19 protein-coding genes and 1 pseudogene are annotated in these 16608 nt (G+C 68.5%); 5 read left to right on the top strand and 15 right to left on the bottom strand.

The genetic code is table 11. From position 1 onward, the window contains the following. Positions 1 to 6: 6 nt before the first annotated feature. On the bottom strand, positions 7 to 417 hold the full coding sequence (locus tag B5Y19_RS15155) for a rhodanese-like domain-containing protein (RefSeq protein WP_055728471.1): 411 nt from the start codon (positions 415 to 417) through the stop codon (positions 7 to 9). A gap of 131 nt (positions 418 to 548) precedes the next feature. On the opposite strand from B5Y19_RS15155, the gene B5Y19_RS15150 reads away from it, so the two are divergent. Together B5Y19_RS15150 and B5Y19_RS15145 are read left to right on the top strand one after the other, a co-directional pair. Then, positions 549 to 1241: a DUF599 domain-containing protein gene (locus tag B5Y19_RS15150; protein ID WP_055728472.1), complete on the top strand. Its 693-nt coding sequence runs from the start codon at positions 549 to 551 to the stop codon at positions 1239 to 1241. Beyond that, on the top strand, positions 1238 to 1558 hold the full coding sequence (locus tag B5Y19_RS15145; protein WP_055728473.1) for a DUF3253 domain-containing protein: 321 nt from the start codon (positions 1238 to 1240) through the stop codon (positions 1556 to 1558). The genes B5Y19_RS15150 and B5Y19_RS15145 overlap by 4 nt, the downstream gene beginning before the upstream one ends. Here the strand turns inward: B5Y19_RS15145 and B5Y19_RS15140 are convergent. The 6 genes and pseudogenes from B5Y19_RS15140 to B5Y19_RS15120 form a co-directional block, all read right to left on the bottom strand. Next, on the bottom strand, positions 1528 to 2355 hold the full coding sequence (locus tag B5Y19_RS15140) for a YdcF family protein (RefSeq protein WP_244555600.1): 828 nt from the start codon (positions 2353 to 2355) through the stop codon (positions 1528 to 1530). The genes B5Y19_RS15145 and B5Y19_RS15140 overlap by 31 nt on opposite strands. A 111-nt stretch (positions 2356 to 2466) precedes the next feature. Then, positions 2467 to 2976 (bottom strand): lysozyme inhibitor LprI family protein, encoded by a 510-nt coding sequence (locus B5Y19_RS15135; protein WP_139384408.1) that lies wholly within the window; start codon positions 2974 to 2976, stop codon positions 2467 to 2469. A 47-nt stretch (positions 2977 to 3023) separates the two neighbouring features. Beyond that, a complete protein-coding gene (locus B5Y19_RS15130) occupies positions 3024 to 3437 on the bottom strand; it encodes a glutathione S-transferase C-terminal domain-containing protein (protein WP_244555599.1) in 414 nt (137 codons plus the stop codon). Between the two features lie 80 nt (positions 3438 to 3517). Next, a pseudogene (locus B5Y19_RS26730) lies at positions 3518 to 3643 on the bottom strand (thioredoxin domain-containing protein); the annotation flags it as partial. 132 nt (positions 3644 to 3775) lie between these two features. Beyond that, positions 3776 to 5776 (bottom strand): acetyl-CoA carboxylase biotin carboxylase subunit, encoded by a 2001-nt coding sequence (locus B5Y19_RS15125; RefSeq protein WP_055728475.1) that lies wholly within the window; start codon positions 5774 to 5776, stop codon positions 3776 to 3778. 220 nt (positions 5777 to 5996) lie between these two features. Then, entirely contained in the window at positions 5997 to 6338 is a 342-nt protein-coding gene (locus tag B5Y19_RS15120; RefSeq protein ID WP_176168633.1) for a hypothetical protein, read from the bottom strand. Between the two features lie 358 nt (positions 6339 to 6696). Here B5Y19_RS15120 and B5Y19_RS15115 point away from each other — a divergent pair, with 358 nt between their 5' ends. Beyond that, positions 6697 to 7926, top strand: a complete 1230-nt coding sequence (locus B5Y19_RS15115; protein ID WP_055728477.1) for an MFS transporter — start codon at positions 6697 to 6699, stop codon at positions 7924 to 7926. 59 nt (positions 7927 to 7985) lie between these two features. On the opposite strand, the gene B5Y19_RS15110 is transcribed toward B5Y19_RS15115, so the two are convergent. The 4 genes from B5Y19_RS15110 to crcB all read right to left on the bottom strand — a co-directional run bounded on the left by B5Y19_RS15110 (position 7986) and on the right by crcB (position 11020). Next, positions 7986 to 8663: an HAD-IA family hydrolase gene (locus B5Y19_RS15110; protein ID WP_055728478.1), complete on the bottom strand. Its 678-nt coding sequence runs from the start codon at positions 8661 to 8663 to the stop codon at positions 7986 to 7988. 79 nt (positions 8664 to 8742) lie between these two features. Continuing rightward, a complete protein-coding gene (locus B5Y19_RS15105) occupies positions 8743 to 9258 on the bottom strand; it encodes a hypothetical protein (RefSeq protein WP_139384406.1) in 516 nt (171 codons plus the stop codon). Positions 9259 to 9362: 104 nt separating this feature from the next. Next, positions 9363 to 10640, bottom strand: a complete 1278-nt coding sequence (locus B5Y19_RS15100; protein WP_079591667.1) for an RluA family pseudouridine synthase — start codon at positions 10638 to 10640, stop codon at positions 9363 to 9365. Further along, positions 10637 to 11020, bottom strand: a complete 384-nt coding sequence (crcB, locus tag B5Y19_RS15095) for a fluoride efflux transporter CrcB (RefSeq protein ID WP_055730206.1) — start codon at positions 11018 to 11020, stop codon at positions 10637 to 10639. Before crcB ends, B5Y19_RS15100 begins: the two co-directional genes overlap by 4 nt. A gap of 180 nt (positions 11021 to 11200) precedes the next feature. Here crcB and B5Y19_RS15090 point away from each other — a divergent pair, with 180 nt between their 5' ends. Beyond that, positions 11201 to 11548 (top strand): hypothetical protein, encoded by a 348-nt coding sequence (locus B5Y19_RS15090; RefSeq protein ID WP_055730205.1) that lies wholly within the window; start codon positions 11201 to 11203, stop codon positions 11546 to 11548. 14 nt (positions 11549 to 11562) lie between these two features. Here the strand turns inward: B5Y19_RS15090 and B5Y19_RS15085 are convergent, their stop codons facing one another. The 3 genes from B5Y19_RS15085 to B5Y19_RS15075 all read right to left on the bottom strand — a co-directional run bounded on the left by B5Y19_RS15085 (position 11563) and on the right by B5Y19_RS15075 (position 14680). Next, positions 11563 to 11742 carry a hypothetical protein gene (locus B5Y19_RS15085; protein ID WP_055730204.1) on the bottom strand — a complete coding sequence of 60 codons (180 nt, stop codon included), beginning with the start codon at positions 11740 to 11742 and terminating at the stop codon, positions 11563 to 11565. Positions 11743 to 11939: 197 nt separating this feature from the next. Beyond that, positions 11940 to 13247 (bottom strand): replication-associated recombination protein A, encoded by a 1308-nt coding sequence (locus B5Y19_RS15080; protein WP_055730203.1) that lies wholly within the window; start codon positions 13245 to 13247, stop codon positions 11940 to 11942. Continuing rightward, the gene (locus tag B5Y19_RS15075; protein ID WP_244555597.1) at positions 13244 to 14680 is read right to left on the bottom strand and encodes a DegQ family serine endoprotease; all 1437 of its coding nucleotides are present in this window, start codon (positions 14678 to 14680) and stop codon (positions 13244 to 13246) included. Before B5Y19_RS15075 ends, B5Y19_RS15080 begins: the two co-directional genes overlap by 4 nt. Positions 14681 to 14824: 144 nt before the next feature. Between B5Y19_RS15075 and B5Y19_RS15070 the strand changes: the two genes are divergently transcribed. Continuing rightward, positions 14825 to 15244 carry a BLUF domain-containing protein gene (locus B5Y19_RS15070; protein ID WP_055730201.1) on the top strand — a complete coding sequence of 140 codons (420 nt, stop codon included), beginning with the start codon at positions 14825 to 14827 and terminating at the stop codon, positions 15242 to 15244. A 62-nt stretch (positions 15245 to 15306) separates the two neighbouring features. Here the strand turns inward: B5Y19_RS15070 and B5Y19_RS15065 are convergent, their stop codons facing one another. After that, entirely contained in the window at positions 15307 to 16572 is a 1266-nt protein-coding gene (locus B5Y19_RS15065) for a Glu/Leu/Phe/Val family dehydrogenase (RefSeq protein WP_079591696.1), read from the bottom strand. Positions 16573 to 16608 lie beyond the last annotated feature (36 nt).

The raw sequence follows: 16608 nt of genomic DNA, 5'->3' as shown, positions 1-16608 counted from the left end.
GGAGTCTCAGCCCTTCCGCTCGGCGGGGGGCTCGACCGGCGCCCCCGCCTTCTTCCAGGCACCGAATCCGCCCGCCACATGCGCGACCGGCTTCAGCCCCATCTCCTGTGCGGCCTGGGCAGCGAGCGCCGAGCGCCAGCCGCCGCCGCAGAAGAAGACGAAGCGCTTGTCCTCCTGGAACACCGGCTTGGCATAGGGGCTTTCCGGATCGATCCAGAATTCGAGCATGCCGCGCGGACAATGGAAGGCGCCGGGCATGCGCCCTTCCCGCTCCAGCTCGCGCGGATCGCGCAGATCGACGAAGACGACGTCGTCGCTGCCATGGAGCGCCTGCGCCGCCTCGACCGTCAGCGTCTCGATCCGGCTCTCTGCCTCCGCGACCAGCGCCTTGTAGCCCTTGCTGATGGTTTGCGGCATGGCTCGTCCTTCCCCGATTCCGGCGCACCGTGGCGGCTCGCGGCGGAAGCGTCAATGCCACGACCTTGCCGTCCGCGCGGCGCCGGCACAAGCTGCTTGCCTCTCGGGCCGGCGGAGTGCAGAGCGGCGGCATGTTCGGCTTCAGCAATCTCGATCTGACCGCCCTGGCGTTCTTCACCCTGTCCTGGCTCGGCTATCACTATGTGGTCGAGATGGGCCCCTATGCCGCCCGGACGCTCAACATGCGGATGAACCTGCGCCGGGCCCGCTGGATCCGCCAGGCTGCGACCCGCGAGGTCCGCATCGTCGATACCCAGGTGATGAACGGCCTGCAGAACGGCACCGCCTTCTTCGCCTCAACCTCGCTGATCGCGATCGGCGGTACGCTCGCGCTGCTGAACTCGACCGACCGCGTCGTCGCGATCTTCTCCGACCTCCCCCTCGTGCCGCCGACGTCGCGCGCGGTCTGGGAGATGAAGGTGATCGGGCTCGCCGGCATCTTCGGCTACGCCTTCTTCAAATTCGCCTGGAGCTACCGGCTCTTCAACTACTGCGTCATCCTGCTCGGCGCCCTGCCCCCCTTCGACGGCGACGACGAGAAGGCGATGGCCGGGGCGGTGCACGAGACCACCGAGATGAACATTGCCGCCGGGCGGCATTTCAACCGCGGCCAGCGCGCCTTCTTCTTCGCGCTCGCCTATCTCGGCTGGTTCCTCGGCCCGATCACCTTCCTCGCCTTCACCGGCGCGGTGCTGGTCGCGATGTACCGGCGCCAGTTCGCCTCGGACGCGACGCGCGTCTTCAACCATCCGAGCCAGCCATGAGCCAAGAATCCGAAGGCCACGCGCCCGAGACTATCGAGCAGGCGATCCTCGACCTGCTGACGCGGCGGGAGCCCGGTCGCACGGTTTCGCCGATGGATGTCGCCCGCGCCCTCGGCAGCGACCACCCCGACGATTGGGGCCCGCTGATGCAGCCGGTCCGTCGCGCCGCGGTGAAGCTGATGAAGGAAGGCAGGCTCGTGATCACCCGCAAGGGCCGCCCGGTCGACCCGGATGATTTCCGCGGCGTCTACCGGCTCTCGCTGCCGTCCGACGCCTCCCCCGATGATCAGGGCGCCGGGAACAGCGCGTCGGTATAGCCCGCCAGCCTGTAAGCCAGCAGGCCGACCCATTCCTTGAAGCCGTTATCGGCGACCTCGAGCGCGCGCGGCGCCCTGCTGTAGGGCCGGATGAAATCGTCGACTTCGCCGCTCGACCAGTAGTCGACCGGGAAGGCCTCCACATCGAAGCCGGCCATGCGGAACACGCCGATCGAACGCGGCATGTGCCAGGCCGAGGTCACGAGAAGCCAGCGCTCGCCGGGCTTGGGATCGACGAGGCGGCGGCTGAAGACGGCGTTCTCGCGCGTATTGCGCGACTGGTCCTCCAGAATGAGCCGGGCGGGGTCGAGGCCGAGCGCCTCGAACAGCAGCTTCGCCCCGTCCGCCTCGGTTTCCTTCGCCTCGGTGATCAGGTTGGCGGCCCCGCCGGTGAAGACGATCTTCGCCTCCGGGTGCAGCCGCGCCAGCTCCACCGCCTTGGTCATGCGTACCGCCGAGGAGTTCAGGACGATATCGCCGCGCGCGATGCCGACCGCTCCTCCCAGGACGACGATACCCGTCACCGGGCCCTTGCGCGCATCCTGCTGCGGGAAGCGATCCTCCAGCGGCCGGATCACGGCGCGCGGCAGCGGGCTGAAGGCCATCAGCCCGAGCGCTGCGAGGGAGAACAGAGCGATCCATCGGGCCGGCCTGGCGAAGCGCGTAAAGGCCAGGAGCACGGAGAGCCCTGCGACGAGGATGACGAAATTGACCGGCGAGAAGACGAACCAGACGATCTTGGACAGGATGAAGAACATCAGGGGCTCGCGGCAGGCCGGCAGGCCGGCGGCCGCCATCGGCCCGCCGGTATAGCCGCAGCACCGCGGCAAGCTCCAGTAGTTTGATGCGGTCCGCGGCGCCCGGCCGGACAGCGCCGGCCTGATGTCACCATTCCCGCATCGGAGACCTCAGCGGATGATCTGCGGCGGCGAGGAGGGGCGCCGCTGCCCGCCTTGCGGTAGCGCCCTGGCGAGCTCGATCGCGCGTTCGGCGACCTCGCGCAGTTCGCACCCCGCCTGCCGGCCGGCCTGCACCGCCTCCCGCTGCGACGCGGCATAGAAGGCGCATTTCTGCGCGACATAACCTTCCCAGGCGAGCTGCAGTGCGGCGAGGCGGCTGCGCTGCCCGGCATCGAACCGGCGCGCCGAGATCTGCAGCGCAAGCGTCAGGCGCTCGCGCCAGACTGCCTCCTCGCGCCTGGCGCAGGGCGCCTCCGCGCGCTGCGGATCGCTGCTGGCCGCGCGGACGCAAGCCACCGCCACCGTGCCGATGCAGGCGGTCGGCGCCCTGCCGCTCTCGCGTAGGCAAGTCGTCAGGGCTGCCAAATCCGCCCTCAGAGCCGACGCGCCCTGCTGCGCCGCCGCCGGCGCGGCAGGGCTGAGACAAGACAGAAGCAGGACCGCGCGAAGAGCGTTCATTCCGGCATCATGCCAGCCGCAGCGCCCGGATCAAGCGCGGCGCTTTCTCAGGTGACCGGCAGCGGGAGAGCCGCCTGCGCCGCCGGCCTGGCGGAGAGCGCCGCGTACCAGCGCTGCACCGCCGGCCGCTCGATCCGCTCCACCGGCATGTTGAGCCAGCGATGGGCGCCGCAACCGACCGTGATGTCGGCGACGCCGAAACGCTCGCCGGCGAGGAAGGGCCGATCCGCCAGCTGTGCGTCGAGGATCGCCATCAGCGTCTCCGCCCGCTTCACGCCCTCGCCGATTACCTTCGGGTCGGCATAGGCCGGCACCTTGCGCACCACGCCCCAGAGCACCGGCGCCATCGCCGGCTGCAGCTCCGACAGCATCCAGTCCATCCAGCGCTCGGCCAGCGCACGCCGGGCGGGGTCCTCTTCCCAAAGCGTCGCGGCGCCGTGGCGCGCCGCCAGGTAGCGCACGATGCTGTTGGATTCCCACAGGCGGAGGAGCCGTCCTCCAGCACCGGGATCTGCCCGTTCGGGTTCATCGCGCGGAATTCCGGCGTGTCGAGCCCGCCGAACGGGCCGCCGACATCGATGCGCTCGAAGACCTGCCCGGCCTCGCCGGCCGCCCAGACGACCTTCTGGACGTTGATCGAGCTCAACCGGCCCCAGATCTTCAGCATGAAACCTCCAGACCGTCACGCTCGCCCCTGTGGCGAGCGTCCACGTCTTGAACACGAATGACGCGAGAGAAAGACGTGGATGGTCGGGACAAGCCCGACCATGACGGCAGAGCCATGGCCTGCGTCACCCGCTCAGGCGAATTCCATGATGACGGCGTCAACCGCAAGGGAATCACCCTCCTTCGCCAGGATCTTGGCGATGGTGACGTCCTTCTCGGCGCGCAGCACGTTCTCCATCTTCATCGCCTCGACCATGGCGAGCGGCTCGCCGGCCTTGACCTCCTGGCCGACCGTGACGGCGATCGATTTGACCAGCCCCGGCATCGGGCAGAGCAGGAACTTGCCGGTATCGGCAGCGACCTTCTCCGGCATCAGCGCCGCGAGCTCCGCCTCGCGCTGCGTATAGACATGGGCATCGGCGTAGGCGCCGGCATGTCCGAGCGCGACGCCGTTCAGGATCGGCCGGACCTGCGCAGCGACCTTCACCCCGTCGAGCGTGCCGTGCCAGACCGGCTCGCCCGGCACCCACTCGCTGACGACGCTGACGCTGCGGCCCGGAAAAGCGATGATCACCGCCCCGCCCTGCTCCGAGACCTCGCCCTCGAAGCGCTCCTCGCCGAGCCGGACGACGCGCAGCCGATCGAAGGAGACCTTTCGCCAGCCTTCCATCTGCGCCGAGACGTTTCGCTTGCGCTGGTTCATGCGGTGGTCGCAGGCGATGGCGATGGCGGCCATGCGCTGCGCGGTTTCGCCCTGCGGCACCGGCAGCGCGAAGCCCTCCGGGAACTCCTCGGCGATGAAGCCGGTGGAGAGGTTGCCCGAGATCCAGCGCGGATGCTGCATCACCGCCGCGACGAAGGGGATGTTGTGGCGGATGCCGTCGATGGCGAAGGCATCGAGCGCGCGCGCCTGCGTCTTGATCGCCGCCTCGCGGGTCGGCGCATGCGTCACGAGCTTCGCGATCATCGGGTCGTAATAGATCGAGATCTCGCCGCCCTCGTAGACGCCGGTATCGTTGCGGACGACCGCCTCGCCATCCGGGCCCTCGCTGGGAGGCCGATAGGTCACGAGCCGGCCCGTCGAGGGCAGGAAATTGCGGGTCGGGTCCTCGGCATAGACGCGGCTCTCGACGGCCCAGCCGTCGAGCTTCACATCGGCCTGCGCGATCGCTAGCTTCTCGCCGGCGGCGACCCGGATCATCTGCTCGACGAGATCGATGCCGGTGATCATCTCGGTGACCGGATGCTCGACCTGGAGCCGGGTGTTCATCTCGAGGAAGTAGAAGGACTTGTCCTGGCCGGCGACGAACTCGACCGTGCCGGCCGAGTCGTAGTTCACCGCCTTGGCCAGCGCGACGGCCTGCTCGCCCATCTTGCGGCGCGTCGCCTCGTCGAGCAGCGGCGACGGCGCCTCCTCCAGCACCTTCTGGTTGCGGCGCTGGATCGAGCATTCGCGCTCGCCGAGATAGATGACGTTGCCGTGCTTGTCGCCCAGCACCTGGATCTCGATATGGCGGGGGTCGACGATGAACTTCTCGACGAAGACGCGATCGTCGCCGAAGGAGGACGCGGCTTCCGACTTCGCGCGGGCAAAGCCTTCCGCCACCTCGCCGGCCGAATGGGCGATGCGCATGCCCTTGCCGCCGCCGCCGGCCGAGGCCTTGATCATCACGGGATAGCCGATCTCGTCGGCGATCGTCACCGCATGCTCGGGGCTTTCGATGATGCCGAGGAAGCCCGGCACGGTCGAAACCTTGGCGGCCGCCGCCGCCTTCTTCGATTCGATCTTGTCGCCCATCGCGGCGATCGCGCCCGGATTGGGACCGATGAAGACGATGCCGTTATCCTTCAGTGCCTGGGCGAAGGCCTCGCGCTCCGACAGGAAGCCGTAGCCCGGATGCACGGCCTCGGCGCCGGTCTGCTTGCAGGCGGCGATGATCTTGTCGATTTGCAGATAGGACTGGGCGGCCGGGGCCTCGCCGATATGCACGGCCTGGTCGGCCATCTCGACATGCAGCGCGTCACGGTCCGCATCCGAATAGACGGCCACCGTCTTGATGCCCATGCGCCGTGCGGTCTTGATGACACGGCAGGCGATCTCGCCGCGGTTCGCGATCAGGATCTTCGAGAACATGCGCGGAATCCCCCCGGCTTCGGACCAGACTGCAATAGCCGGGGTGTATGGGACGCCGCAACTGCCGTCCACCGATGCGAAAGTCGGCCGCTGCGTCGGACCAGGCAGCGCAAGCCGCCTCTCTGGATAATCTCGCGCTTTGACAGGCAATTAGCTCACCGCACGCCTTAGCGGACGCGCGGTGAGCCGGAAGCCAGACGATTGTGCGCAGATGCGCAGGTCAATTCGCGAGCAGGGTCCGTGGCATGCGACCGGCAGCGCCCCGCGCAATCTCTTTCGCCGCCCCCTTGGCGAAGGCGAAAGCAAGCAGCGCCTCATCGCAATGCTCCGCCTCGCGGGCGATCTCGAAGGCGATGCGCCGCGCCGTGGCGGTCGGCCCCTCGCCAGCCGAGAGCGTCGTCACCAGCCAATGCGCCTTGTCGCGGTCGATGACGCCGGTCGGCCGGTTTTCCCAGACGGCGAAGTCGACGACCAGCGCCACGAGATAATCGGCATAGGACTGGCAGCTTTGCAGCACGGCGCGATCGAGCGCGATGAGGATGTCGATCGTGTCTCGCGTCATGACGACATCGTTCAAGATGTTCCGCTGAAGCATCTTGACGTCTTCGTCATTGATCACACGGCGATCCATTACGTGATCGACGAATTCACGAAGCTCATGATCCATCATGTCTGAACTCCTGTTCGGCGTTGTTTTGTGCCGATACGTCCCTGTTGTGAAAACACCATGCACCCCGGCCAGGCATCAGGTGGTTAACACGCAAATCTGAACGGATATTCAGGTTAAACGGGGCTGAGTCGACGTGGTTGCGAGGTTATTACCCGCCGCTGTCGACGACGGAGCCGCCACAGGAAACGGGTGGATCGCAGGCCCGCTCGGGCGCTTGATCCGCGACCTGCGCCCCTTCCGAGGAACCGTCATGTCGACGCCCGCCCATAGCCCGCTCCCCTTTGCGTTCCGGCGCATCGGCTGGTCGAACCTGCTGGCCCAGTTCTCCGAGCAGATCGCCCTGGCCGCGGCGCCGCTGGCCGCCGTGCTTCTGCTCGCGGCCGGCCCGGCGGAGACCGGCTGGCTGCAGACCGCGCAGACGCTGCCCTTCCTGCTACTGTCGATTCCCGCCGGCCTTGCGGTCGACCGGGCCTCGCGGCGCGGTCTGATGGTCGGCGCCGAGATACTGCGGGCGTTGTCGCTGGTGGCGATCATGCTGTTGCTCGCCTACGGGCAGCTGAACCTGCCGCTCCTCGCCGCCCTCGGCTTCCTCGGCGCGATCGGCACCGTCGTCTACAGCGTCGCAGCCCCGGCGCTGATCCCCGGCATCGTGCCGCGGGCGCAGCTCGGCGCGGCCAATCGCTGGCTCGAGCTCGCCCGCAGCGCCGCCTATGCCGGCGGCCCCGCGCTTGGCGGCGCGCTCGTCGGCTGGACCGGCGCACCCACTGCCTATGCCCTGGCGACGGCGCTGTCGATCCTGGCCGTGCTGCTCCTCGCCGGCCTGCCGAAGGAGCCGATCGCCGGCCCCTCCGGCCGCAACCTGCTGCAGGATCTCGGCGAGGGCGCGCGCTTCGTCTCCCGCCACGAACTGCTGCGCCCGATCCTCGTCACCGCCGTGTTCTTCAACACCGCCTGGTTCGTCCTCCAGGCGATCTATGTCGCCTATGCCGTGCAGGATCTCGGCCTGAGCGCGACCGAGGTCGGGCTGACGCTCGGCATCTACGGGGCCGGCATGGTCGCCGGCGCCTGGATCGCCCCGGCCTTGTCCCGGCGCCTGCCCTTCGGCGCGATGATCGTGATCGGGCCGCTCGGCGGCTTCTGCGCCGCCCTGGTCATGCTCCTGACCCTGTGGTTCCCCACCGTCCTGCTGGCCGGGCTCAGCTTCTTCCTGTTCGGCGCCGGCCCGATCCTATGGTCGATCACCACCATGACGCTGCGCCAGGCGGTAACGCCACAGGCAATGCTGGGGCGGGTTTCGGCGCTGATCATGACGGCGACCTTCGGGGCGAGACCGATCGGTGCCGCGATCGGCGCCTTCGTCGCGGCCCGCTTCGGCGCGCCGGCCTGCCTCGCCGTCGCCGCCATCGGCTTCCTCGTCCAGCTCCTGGTGATTTCCGCTTCGACGGTCCCGCGCCTGCGCGAGCTGCCGGAAGCCGCCTGAGCCACCGCCCGGATCATGGCTGTGTCAGACGGCTGCGCCGTCGCCCCAAAGGGCCGGCGTCACGCCGCGGCGGGTTGGACCAGCCCGAGCGCGCCCGGCAGCTCGGCGAACTCGCCCAGCACATGGCGAGCGCCCAGTGCGACGAGGTTCGGCACCGGCTGGAAGCCCCAGGACACGGCGACGGGCACCACGCCGGCGGCTACCGCCATCTCGATGTCGAAGGAGCTGTCGCCGACCATCGCCGTCCGCTCGGCCGAGGCGCCGGTCTCTGCCATCGCCCGCATGATCATCCCGGGATGCGGCTTGGACGGGGCGTCGTCGGCCGACTGCACCGTGTCGAACAGATCCTGCCAGCCATGCCGCTCGACGATGAACTCGGCGCCCTTGCGCGACTTGCCGGTCGCGATGCCGAGCTTCAGCCCCGAATGGCGCTTCAGCGCGGCCAGCGTCTCGGCGACGCCCGGGAACAGCGGCTCATCCAGCGACGGGTCGGACAGCGCCCGCTGCCGCATCGTCCCGAAGACCTCGCGATAGGTCTCGGTCAAGAGGTCGTCGGGCTCGTCGAGCCCGGCGAGCCGCGCCATCGCGATGTCAAGCGTCAGCCCGACGATGCCGAGCCCGGCCTCGCGGCCCGGATGCTCGCGGCCGCAACGGCGGAAAGCCTCGTATTGCGCGCCGAGGATGATCGCCTCGGAATTGATCAGCGTGCCGTCGAGATCGAAGATGATGAGGTCCATGACGGCGCTTTAGCCCGGATCGCCGCCGCGATCCATTGCGCCGCCGTCATGGCATCGTCCCGCGCAGGCGATCGGCCGATCAGCCCCTGGCCTCGCGCGCGCAGCTCTCCACCGCCTTGCGCAGATCCGCTCCGTCCAGCCCCCTGGCTCGCGCCTCCTTGCGGCATTCGGCGCGCTGGGCCAGGTCGGGCCGCTTGGCGTTGAAGCAGGCGGTCAGCGCCGCGATCCGTTCCGAGCCCTGCAGGTCGCGCCCGTCGACCTCGCTTTTGCAGGCGGCCCGCGCCGCCACGGCGGTAGGCTTGCCGTCGCGCGTCAGCCCGTCCTGCGCATAGAGGCGCACGCCTGGGAACTTGGCCTGCATGCAGCCGCGCATGGCCGCGCGCAGATCCGTGCCGGACAAGGCGAGGTTCTCCGACAGGCAGTCCTGCCGCGCCTTGGCCCGTTCAGCCCGTGGAATGGGCTCCTCCGCAGCGGTCGCGACGACGGCAGGCCCGGCTCCCGCTGGCGCGACGGCTTTGGCCGACGTGGCGTCCTGTGCCTGAGCAGATGCGGACATGCCGAGAAGAAAGGCGGAAACGATCAACACCGAACGCATGGTCAGCCCCTCCGATGACGAGAACATAATTAGAACAGAATGCGATTTGTTCCGCAACTGTTCTCTTACGTTTCGTCATCCCGGAAAGTCCGGCCAGCGCCGCCTCACTCGTCCGGCGCCTCGACGATCGGGTCGTATGGCGCGTCGTCGAAGCCGAGCAGGTTCCAGCTCTGGCGCATATGCGGCGGCAGCGGCGCGCTGACGTCGATCGTGCCCTTCCCGCGCGGATGCGGCAGCACGATCCGCCGGGCGAGCAGATGCAGCTTGTTCTGGATGCCGCCGGGCAGCTCCCAGTTCAGGATGTTGAAATATTTCGGATCGCCGACGATGGGGTGGCCGATATGGGTGGTGTGGGCGCGCAGCTGGTGCGTGCGCCCCGTCACCGGCTTGAGAGACAGCCAGGCGAGCTTCTGCGCCGCGGTCTCGACCACGGCGTAGTAGGTCACGGCGTGCATCGCCCCGTCCTCGCCATGCTGGGCCACGGCCATGCGCTGGTCGCCGTCATAGGCCTCCTCGCGGGCGAGATAGGTCGAGATCCGGCCCTGCCGCACGCGCGGCACGCCGGCGACGAGCGCCCAGTAGACCTTGCGCGCCGCGCGCGAACGGAAGGTTTTGGCCAAGGTCGCCGCCGCGAAGCGCGACTTGGCGATCACCAGGCAGCCGGCCGTGTCCTTGTCGAGCCGGTGGACGAGGCGCGGCTTCTGCCCGTCCTTGCCGGTCAGCGCCTCCAGCATCTTGTCGACATGCTTCGTGGTGCCCGAGCCGCCCTGCACGGCCAGGCCCGCCGGCTTGTTGAGGACCATGACGTCGTCGTCCTCGTAGAGCGTGATCGAGCGCAGGAAGCCGATCGTGTCTGCGTCAGCCTTGGCCGAACGCGGACGCTCCGCCTGCTGCTCCAGCTTCAGCGGCGGGATGCGCACGGTCTGGCCTTCGCTGAGCCGGTCCTTGCTGTCGGCGCGCTTGCCGTCGACGCGCAGCTCGCCCTTCCGGACGATGCGCTGGATATGGCTGAAGGAGAGCTGCGGGAAGCGCGCCTCGAGGAAGCGGTCGATCCGCATCTCGTTCTCGTCGGGCGTCACCACGAGTTGCTGCACGCCGGTCGAGAGCACCTCGGCGGTCTCGGCCTTGACCTGGGCCCGCGTCGGCCGTGCCGGCTCTTCCGGGCGCGGCGCGCGGCGCTGCACCGCCCGCTCCTCCCCGGCAACCGGACGGGCCGCGGCCCGCCGTCGCTCGTCATGGCTCGGCCGTTTGCCGCGAGGCGCGCCGGCAGCCGGTCGCTTGGCGCCGCCGGTGCCCCCCGTTCCGCGGCCGCCCGGGCCCCGACTGCCAGCGCCCTTGCCGCCCATGCCTTTGCCGCCGTTCCCTTTGCCGCCCGTCCTCATGACAGCCCCCGCATCAGCGCCATTCCGCCGGTCAGCGCCGCCAGCGACAGCACGACCGATCCGACGACATAGGAAGCCGCCAGCATCGTCTCGCCGCGCTCCCACAGGAGCATGGCATCGAGCGAGAAGGCGGAAAATGTGGTGAATCCGCCGAGAACGCCGGTGGCGAGGAAGAGGCGCATGCCATGCGGCACGCCCTCCCCGGCCCGGAATGCGAACCAGCCGACGACCAGCCCCATCGCCCCGGAGCCGACGATGTTGATCGCCATGGTGCCAAGGGGGAAGGTCAGGCCGGGCCAGCGGAGCGAGGCGAGATTGACGCCGTGGCGCAGTGCGCCGCCGATGCCCGCGCCGATAAAGACGAGTGCAGTGGAGATCATCGCTGTGGAATAGAGCGCGCTGCGGCAGCGTACAAACGAATTCCGCCGCAATTGCCCGGATCACTGCGCCGACGGCGGCGGAAGGAGCCCGTTCCGGCCGGCCTGCGCCGCAGGCTGACCGGCTAGGCGCTCCATCGCCAGGCCGGAGCCGGGCTATACGGGCCGACGGAGCGTGACGGGATGACGGGTCGAAAGCGAAACGGCAGCGCCGGCCTGCTGACGGCGGCGGTGATTCTCCTCGCCGGGTCGAGCGTCCTGGCCCAGCAACGCCCCGCGCCGGACTGGCCGACAGAGAAATGCAACCGCTATAGGAAGGCCTATGAGCAGGCGCTGACCCGCCAGGGCAAGCAGGGTCTCGGCACCGAGTTCCTGGCGAGCCACGACGCCTTCCTGGCCTCGAACTGCCAGGCGCGGGCGGATGTCTGTGCCCGCAGCAAGGAAGAACTCGACCTCGCCAACCGGCTGGTGCTGATGGCCATGAATAGTGGCATGTCGAGCACCTTCCTGCCGTTCTATTGCCGAGGCTGACGGCGGGAATGCCGCTACGGCTTGCGACGCTGCCGAAGCCGGGGATGGACGTAGAGCTCGAAGGCGATGGTAAGCACGATGAAGACCAGCGCGATCACCATGGCGACGATCCAGTAGGAGACGTCGTTCGGCGATACGAACCATCCCGCGATGATGGAGGGAACGATCAGAAGCAGGCGCGCGATCAGTTGCATTCTCTAGGAGTCCGGCAGTGGGTCCGGCCCGCCGGCCGGAGGTCTCCGCCATGTGCCGCCGCCGCGGACGAAAACGCAAGGCGCATCCCCGAGCAACAGCTGATCAGACTGAATCAATCTGATCAGACACACCTACAAGACGCTGAGACAAAAGACGGTTTCCGAACAGATCGCTGAGCGACCTGATCGTCGCATGCTCAGCCTTCCCGCTCGCGCCGAAGCTTCTCCCAATAGTCCAGCCGCTTCCTGATCTCGCGCTCGAAGCCGCGTTCGGGCGGGTCGTAGAAGCGCTGCCGGCCGAGCGCGTCCGGCCAGTAGTTCTGTCCCGAGAAGGCATCGGGCTGGTCGTGGTCATAGGCGTAGTCGGCGCCGTAGCCCTCCTCGCGCATCAGCCGGGTCGGCGCGTTCAGGATGGTCTTCGGCGGCATCAGCGAGCCGCGCTCCTTCGCCACGCGCGCCGCCGTCTTGTAGGCGGTATAGGCGGCGTTCGATTTCGGCGCCGTCGCCAGGTAGATCACGCAATTGGCCAGTGCGAGCTCGCCCTCCGGCGTGCCGAGCTGCTCATAGGTCTCCGCTGCCGCCCGGGCATGGATAAGCGCCTGGGGATCGGCGAGCCCGATATCCTCCACCGCCATCCGGACCAGCCGTCGCGCCAGGAAGCGCGGATCCTCGCCGGCATCGAGCATGCGCGCGAAATAGTAGAGCGCCGCGTCGGGATCGGAACCGCGGATCGTCTTGTGCAGGGCCGAGATCAGGTTGTAGTGGCCGTCCTGCGCCTTGTCGTAGATCGGCGCCCGGCGCTGGATCACCTCCGAGAGGCCGTGCTCGTCGAGGATCTCGCCGGGCTTGGCGGCGCGCCAGATCTCTTCGGCCAGCGTCAGCACCGCGCGCCCGTCGCCATCGGCGAAGCGTGCGAGCGCGAGCCGCGCCTCGGGTGTCAGCGGCAGTTCCCGGCTTTCGAGCACCTCGGCGCGGCCGAGCAGGAACAGCAGCGAGCCCTCGTCGAGCGACCTGAAGGTCAGCACCCGCGCCCGCGACAGCAGCGCCGCGTTGAGGGCGAAGGAAGGGTTCTCCGTCGTCGCACCGATCAGCGTGATCGTGCCGTCCTCCATGACGGGGAGGAAGGCGTCGAGCTGCGCCCGGTTGAAGCGATGGATCTCGTCGACGAAGAGCAGCGTGCCACGCCCGCCGAGCCGGCGCCCGCGCGCCGCCTCGAAGACCTTCTTCAAATCGGCGACACCGGAGAAGATCGCGCTGATCTGCTCGAAGCCGAGATCGACCAGCCCCGCCAACAGCCGCGCCACCGTCGTCTTGCCGGTGCCGGGCGGTCCCCAGAAGATCAGGCTGCCCAGCGTGCCGGAAGCGACCAGCCGCGTCAGCGCGCCGTCCGGCCCGGTCAGGTGCTCCTGCCCGGCGACCTCGGCCAGCGTCGTCGGCCGCAACCTGTCGGCAAGCGGCCGCGGGCCGGACTTGTCCAGCCCGGAAGCGCTAAACAGATCGCTCACCCGGGGAAGACCGATGTGATCGTCTGGCCGTTGCGGGAGATCGTCACCTCCCAGGCCCGCCGGCGGTCCTTCAGGATCGCCTCGACCTCGCGCGAATTGGTCATCCGCTCGCCATTGAGCGCCATGATCAGGTCGCCCTTCTGGAAGCCGACATTGGCAGCGGTGCTGCCCTCCTCGATTTCGCTGACGACAACACCCTCATTCCCGGTATCGATCGAGAGCTCCTCGGCCAGCGCCGGGGACATGTTCGCCACCGTCAGGCCGGCCAGCGGAGAACGGCTGGTGAGCTTCACCGTGTCGCGCGGGCGGGTTTCGGGCGCTGCGACGAGCCTGACCGGCAGCTCGATCCGCTTGCCGCCGCGGAGGACGAGGAGCGCCGTCGTGCCGCCGATCGGCCGGGTGGCAAAGCGGTAGCCGAAGGATTCGGGATCGTCGACATTGACGCCGTCGACCGACAGGATGACATCGGAGCGGCGCAGCCCCGCCAGCTCCGCCGGGCCCTTCTCGACGACGCTGGCGACGACGGAGCCCGCCGGCCGGTCGAGGCCGAGCCCGTCTGCGACATCGGCGGTCAGGCTCTGCAGGCGCGCGCCGAACCAGGGACGGCGCACCGTCTTGGCCCCCGCCTTGGCGCTGTCGACGACGAGGCGCACCATCGCCGAGGGAATCGCGAAGCCGATGCCGACGCTGCCGCCGGAGCGCGAATAGATCGCGGTGTTGATGCCGACGACGCGGCCCTTCATATCGATCAGCGCGCCGCCGGAATTGCCGGGATTGATGGCTGCGTCGGTCTGGATGAAGGACTGGGCGTCGCCGACGCCGATCTGCGTGCGGGCGAGAGCGGAAACGATGCCCTGCGTCACCGTCTGGCCGACGCCGAAGGGGTTGCCCATGGCGAGCACGATGTCGCCGACCTGGAGCTCGTCGGTATCGGCGAGATCGATCGCGGTCAGGTTCTTCGCGTCGGCGAGCTTGAGGACGGCGAGATCGGTCCTTGGATCGCGCAGCAGGATCGTGGCCTCGACCTCGCGCTTGTCGGCGAAGGCGACTTTCACCTCGCTCATGTTCTCGATCACGTGGTTGTTGGTGACCACGAGGCCAGCTGCCGCATCGACCACCACACCGGAACCGAGCGAGCGCTGCACCCGCTCGCGCGGCACGCCGAAGCCGCCATCGCCGAAGAAGCGCCGGAAGAAGGGATCGTCCAGGAAGGGGTTCTGCGGGCGCTTCTCGACCCGCGCACCATAGACGTTCACGACCGCTGCCGCCGTCCGCTTCACCAGCGGCGCGAAGGAAAGCGTGACCTGCTCGCGCGTCTCGGGAACCTGCCGTGCCTGGCCGAGCGCCGGCCACGGCGCCACGCCGGCCATCAGGGCGCCGGCGAGGGCCGCCATGGCCAGGGTCTTCCGATGTGCTGCGGGGCGGTGGATCATGCTTGTCCTCGTTCAGAAACAAATGCGCCGTGCGGATATTCCCGCCCGGTCGCGACACCCGCTATACCTTCCCGATGCGCTTCGGTTCCCGAGGCGCATTTCCCGATCCAGATATGGCCTCGACGGCCGGACAGGAAGAGCAGGATGAGCCTGATTCGGCTTGTGTACGCCAGCGAGAGCCGGCTCGTCGACGCCAATCGCCGCGCGGAGCTGGATCGCATCCTGGCGAGCGCCCGCCGTCTCAACGAGCAGAACGGCATCACCGGTTTCCTGTTGGCGACGGATGCGGCCTTCGCGCAGGTTCTCGAAGGTCCGCCAGACAACGTAACGGCAACCTATGGCCGGATCGTGATGGACCAGCGCCATGCGGCGCTGCGCGTCCTGGCCGAGGAGCCTATCGCCGCCCGCTCCTTCTCCGGCTGGGCGATGGGCATCGCCGAGCGCAGCGAGACGACGAGTTTCATCTTCGGTCTTTACGGCGTCACCCCGGAGCAGGATCTGCAGGACCAGCCGGCGGATGTCCTTGTCGATCTCGCCCGCGAACTCGCGCAGGAGCCTGCCTGAGCGGTCCAAATGGAAAGGGCGGCCGTCGGGCCGCCCTTTCCATCCGTCTCGGCGCCGACCGGTCAGGTCGTGAAGAAGTTCTGGGTGCCGTGCGCCTCGATCGCCTCGGCGAGGCGGCTCAGTGCATGGACATAGGCCGCGGTGCGCATGGCGATGCCCTTCTCCTGGGCAACCGTCCAGATCGCGCGGCCTTCGCGCTCCATGATCTCGCGCAGGCGCTGATGGATCTCCGGCAGCAGCCAGTAGAAGCCCTGGCGGTTCTGCACCCATTCGAAATAGGAGACGGTGACGCCGCCGGCATTGGCCAGGATGTCCGGCAGCACCGTGACGCCGCGCGCCTCGAGCAGCGCATCCGCCTCGGGCGTGACCGGGCCGTTCGCCAGCTCGAGCACGACCCGCGCCTTGACGCTGCCGGCATTGCCTTCGTGGATCATGTTCTCCAGCGCCGCCGGCACCAGGAGCTCGCAATCGACGCCGACGAGTTCCTCCGCGTCGATCAGGCGATGGCCGCCCTCGCCCGCCGTGACGGTGATGGACTTCCCGCCCTCCTTGGCCGCGACGAGCCGGGCGAGGTCCAGCCCCTCGGCGCAGGCGACGGCGCCAGCCGAATCCGAGACGGCGACGATGCTGTGCCCGTCGGCCGCAAGCAGCTTGGCGATGAACTGGCCGGCATTGCCGAAGCCCTGGATCGCCACCCGCATCTTCTCGCCAAGGCCGAGGTCGTTGCGCAGGTGACGGACCAGATAATAGCCGCCGCGCGCCGTCGCGTCGTTGCGGCCGAGCGATCCGCCGAGCGCGATCGGCTTGCCGGTGATCACGGCCGGCACGGCCTGGCCGACGATCTGGGCGTATTCGTCGGCCATCCAGCCCATGATCATCGAATTGGTGTAGACGTCAGGCGCCGGGATGTCGCGATCGGGACCGATCGTGCGCGCGAAGGCCTGGATATAGGCGCGGGAGAGCCGCTCGAGCTCGGCCTTCGAAAGCTGGCGCGGATCGACCTGCACCGCGCCCTTGCCGCCGCCATAGGGCACGTTCATCACGGCGCATTTGAAGGTCATCCAGAAGGCGAGCGTCTCGACCTCGTCCGCGGTCGAGGACGGGTGGAAGCGGATGCCGCCCTTGGTCGGCCCCCGCGTGTCGTCATAGCGGCAGCGCCAGGCGAGGAAGGATTTCCGCGAGCCGTCATCCATGCGGATCATCAGGCGGACTTTCGTCGTCTCGCGGGCGAATTTCAGCTTCTCGATAACGTCCGAATCGACAGTGAGATGCTTCGCGGCGACGTCGAGCCGCACGAGCGCATGATCGAGAAGGGAATCGTCCGACATGATGCATTCCATCCTGAGAGCTTAAAATACAGGCAC

It is taken from the genome of Allobosea thiooxidans, from assembly GCF_900168195.1.
Classification (GTDB): Bacteria; Pseudomonadota; Alphaproteobacteria; order Rhizobiales; family Beijerinckiaceae; genus Allobosea; species Allobosea thiooxidans.
This window is presented reverse-complemented; position numbering and strand designations above follow the sequence as displayed.

Bases quoted from the DNA above. Each gene is read 5' to 3' on its own strand.
- B5Y19_RS15155 (WP_055728471.1), bottom strand. From the start codon at position 417: ATGCCGCAAACCATCAGCAAGGGCTACAAGGCGCTGGTCGCGGAGGCA.
- B5Y19_RS15150 (WP_055728472.1), top strand. From the start codon at position 549: ATGTTCGGCTTCAGCAATCTCGATCTGACCGCCCTGGCGTTCTTCACC.
- B5Y19_RS15145 (WP_055728473.1), top strand. From the start codon at position 1,238: ATGAGCCAAGAATCCGAAGGCCACGCGCCCGAGACTATCGAGCAGGCG.
- B5Y19_RS15140 (WP_244555600.1), bottom strand. From the start codon at position 2,355: ATGGCGGCCGCCGGCCTGCCGGCCTGCCGCGAGCCCCTGATGTTCTTC.
- B5Y19_RS15135 (WP_139384408.1), bottom strand. From the start codon at position 2,976: ATGAACGCTCTTCGCGCGGTCCTGCTTCTGTCTTGTCTCAGCCCTGCC.
- B5Y19_RS15125 (WP_055728475.1), bottom strand. From the start codon at position 5,776: ATGTTCTCGAAGATCCTGATCGCGAACCGCGGCGAGATCGCCTGCCGT.
- B5Y19_RS15120 (WP_176168633.1), bottom strand. From the start codon at position 6,338: ATGACGCGAGACACGATCGACATCCTCATCGCGCTCGATCGCGCCGTG.
- B5Y19_RS15115 (WP_055728477.1), top strand. From the start codon at position 6,697: ATGTCGACGCCCGCCCATAGCCCGCTCCCCTTTGCGTTCCGGCGCATC.
- B5Y19_RS15110 (WP_055728478.1), bottom strand. From the start codon at position 8,663: ATGGACCTCATCATCTTCGATCTCGACGGCACGCTGATCAATTCCGAG.
- B5Y19_RS15105 (WP_139384406.1), bottom strand. From the start codon at position 9,258: ATGCGTTCGGTGTTGATCGTTTCCGCCTTTCTTCTCGGCATGTCCGCA.
- B5Y19_RS15100 (WP_079591667.1), bottom strand. From the start codon at position 10,640: ATGAGGACGGGCGGCAAAGGGAACGGCGGCAAAGGCATGGGCGGCAAG.
- crcB (WP_055730206.1), bottom strand. From the start codon at position 11,020: ATGATCTCCACTGCACTCGTCTTTATCGGCGCGGGCATCGGCGGCGCA.
- B5Y19_RS15090 (WP_055730205.1), top strand. From the start codon at position 11,201: ATGACGGGTCGAAAGCGAAACGGCAGCGCCGGCCTGCTGACGGCGGCG.
- B5Y19_RS15085 (WP_055730204.1), bottom strand. From the start codon at position 11,742: ATGCAACTGATCGCGCGCCTGCTTCTGATCGTTCCCTCCATCATCGCG.
- B5Y19_RS15075 (WP_244555597.1), bottom strand. From the start codon at position 14,680: ATGATCCACCGCCCCGCAGCACATCGGAAGACCCTGGCCATGGCGGCC.
- B5Y19_RS15070 (WP_055730201.1), top strand. From the start codon at position 14,825: ATGAGCCTGATTCGGCTTGTGTACGCCAGCGAGAGCCGGCTCGTCGAC.
- B5Y19_RS15065 (WP_079591696.1), bottom strand. From the start codon at position 16,572: ATGTCGGACGATTCCCTTCTCGATCATGCGCTCGTGCGGCTCGACGTC.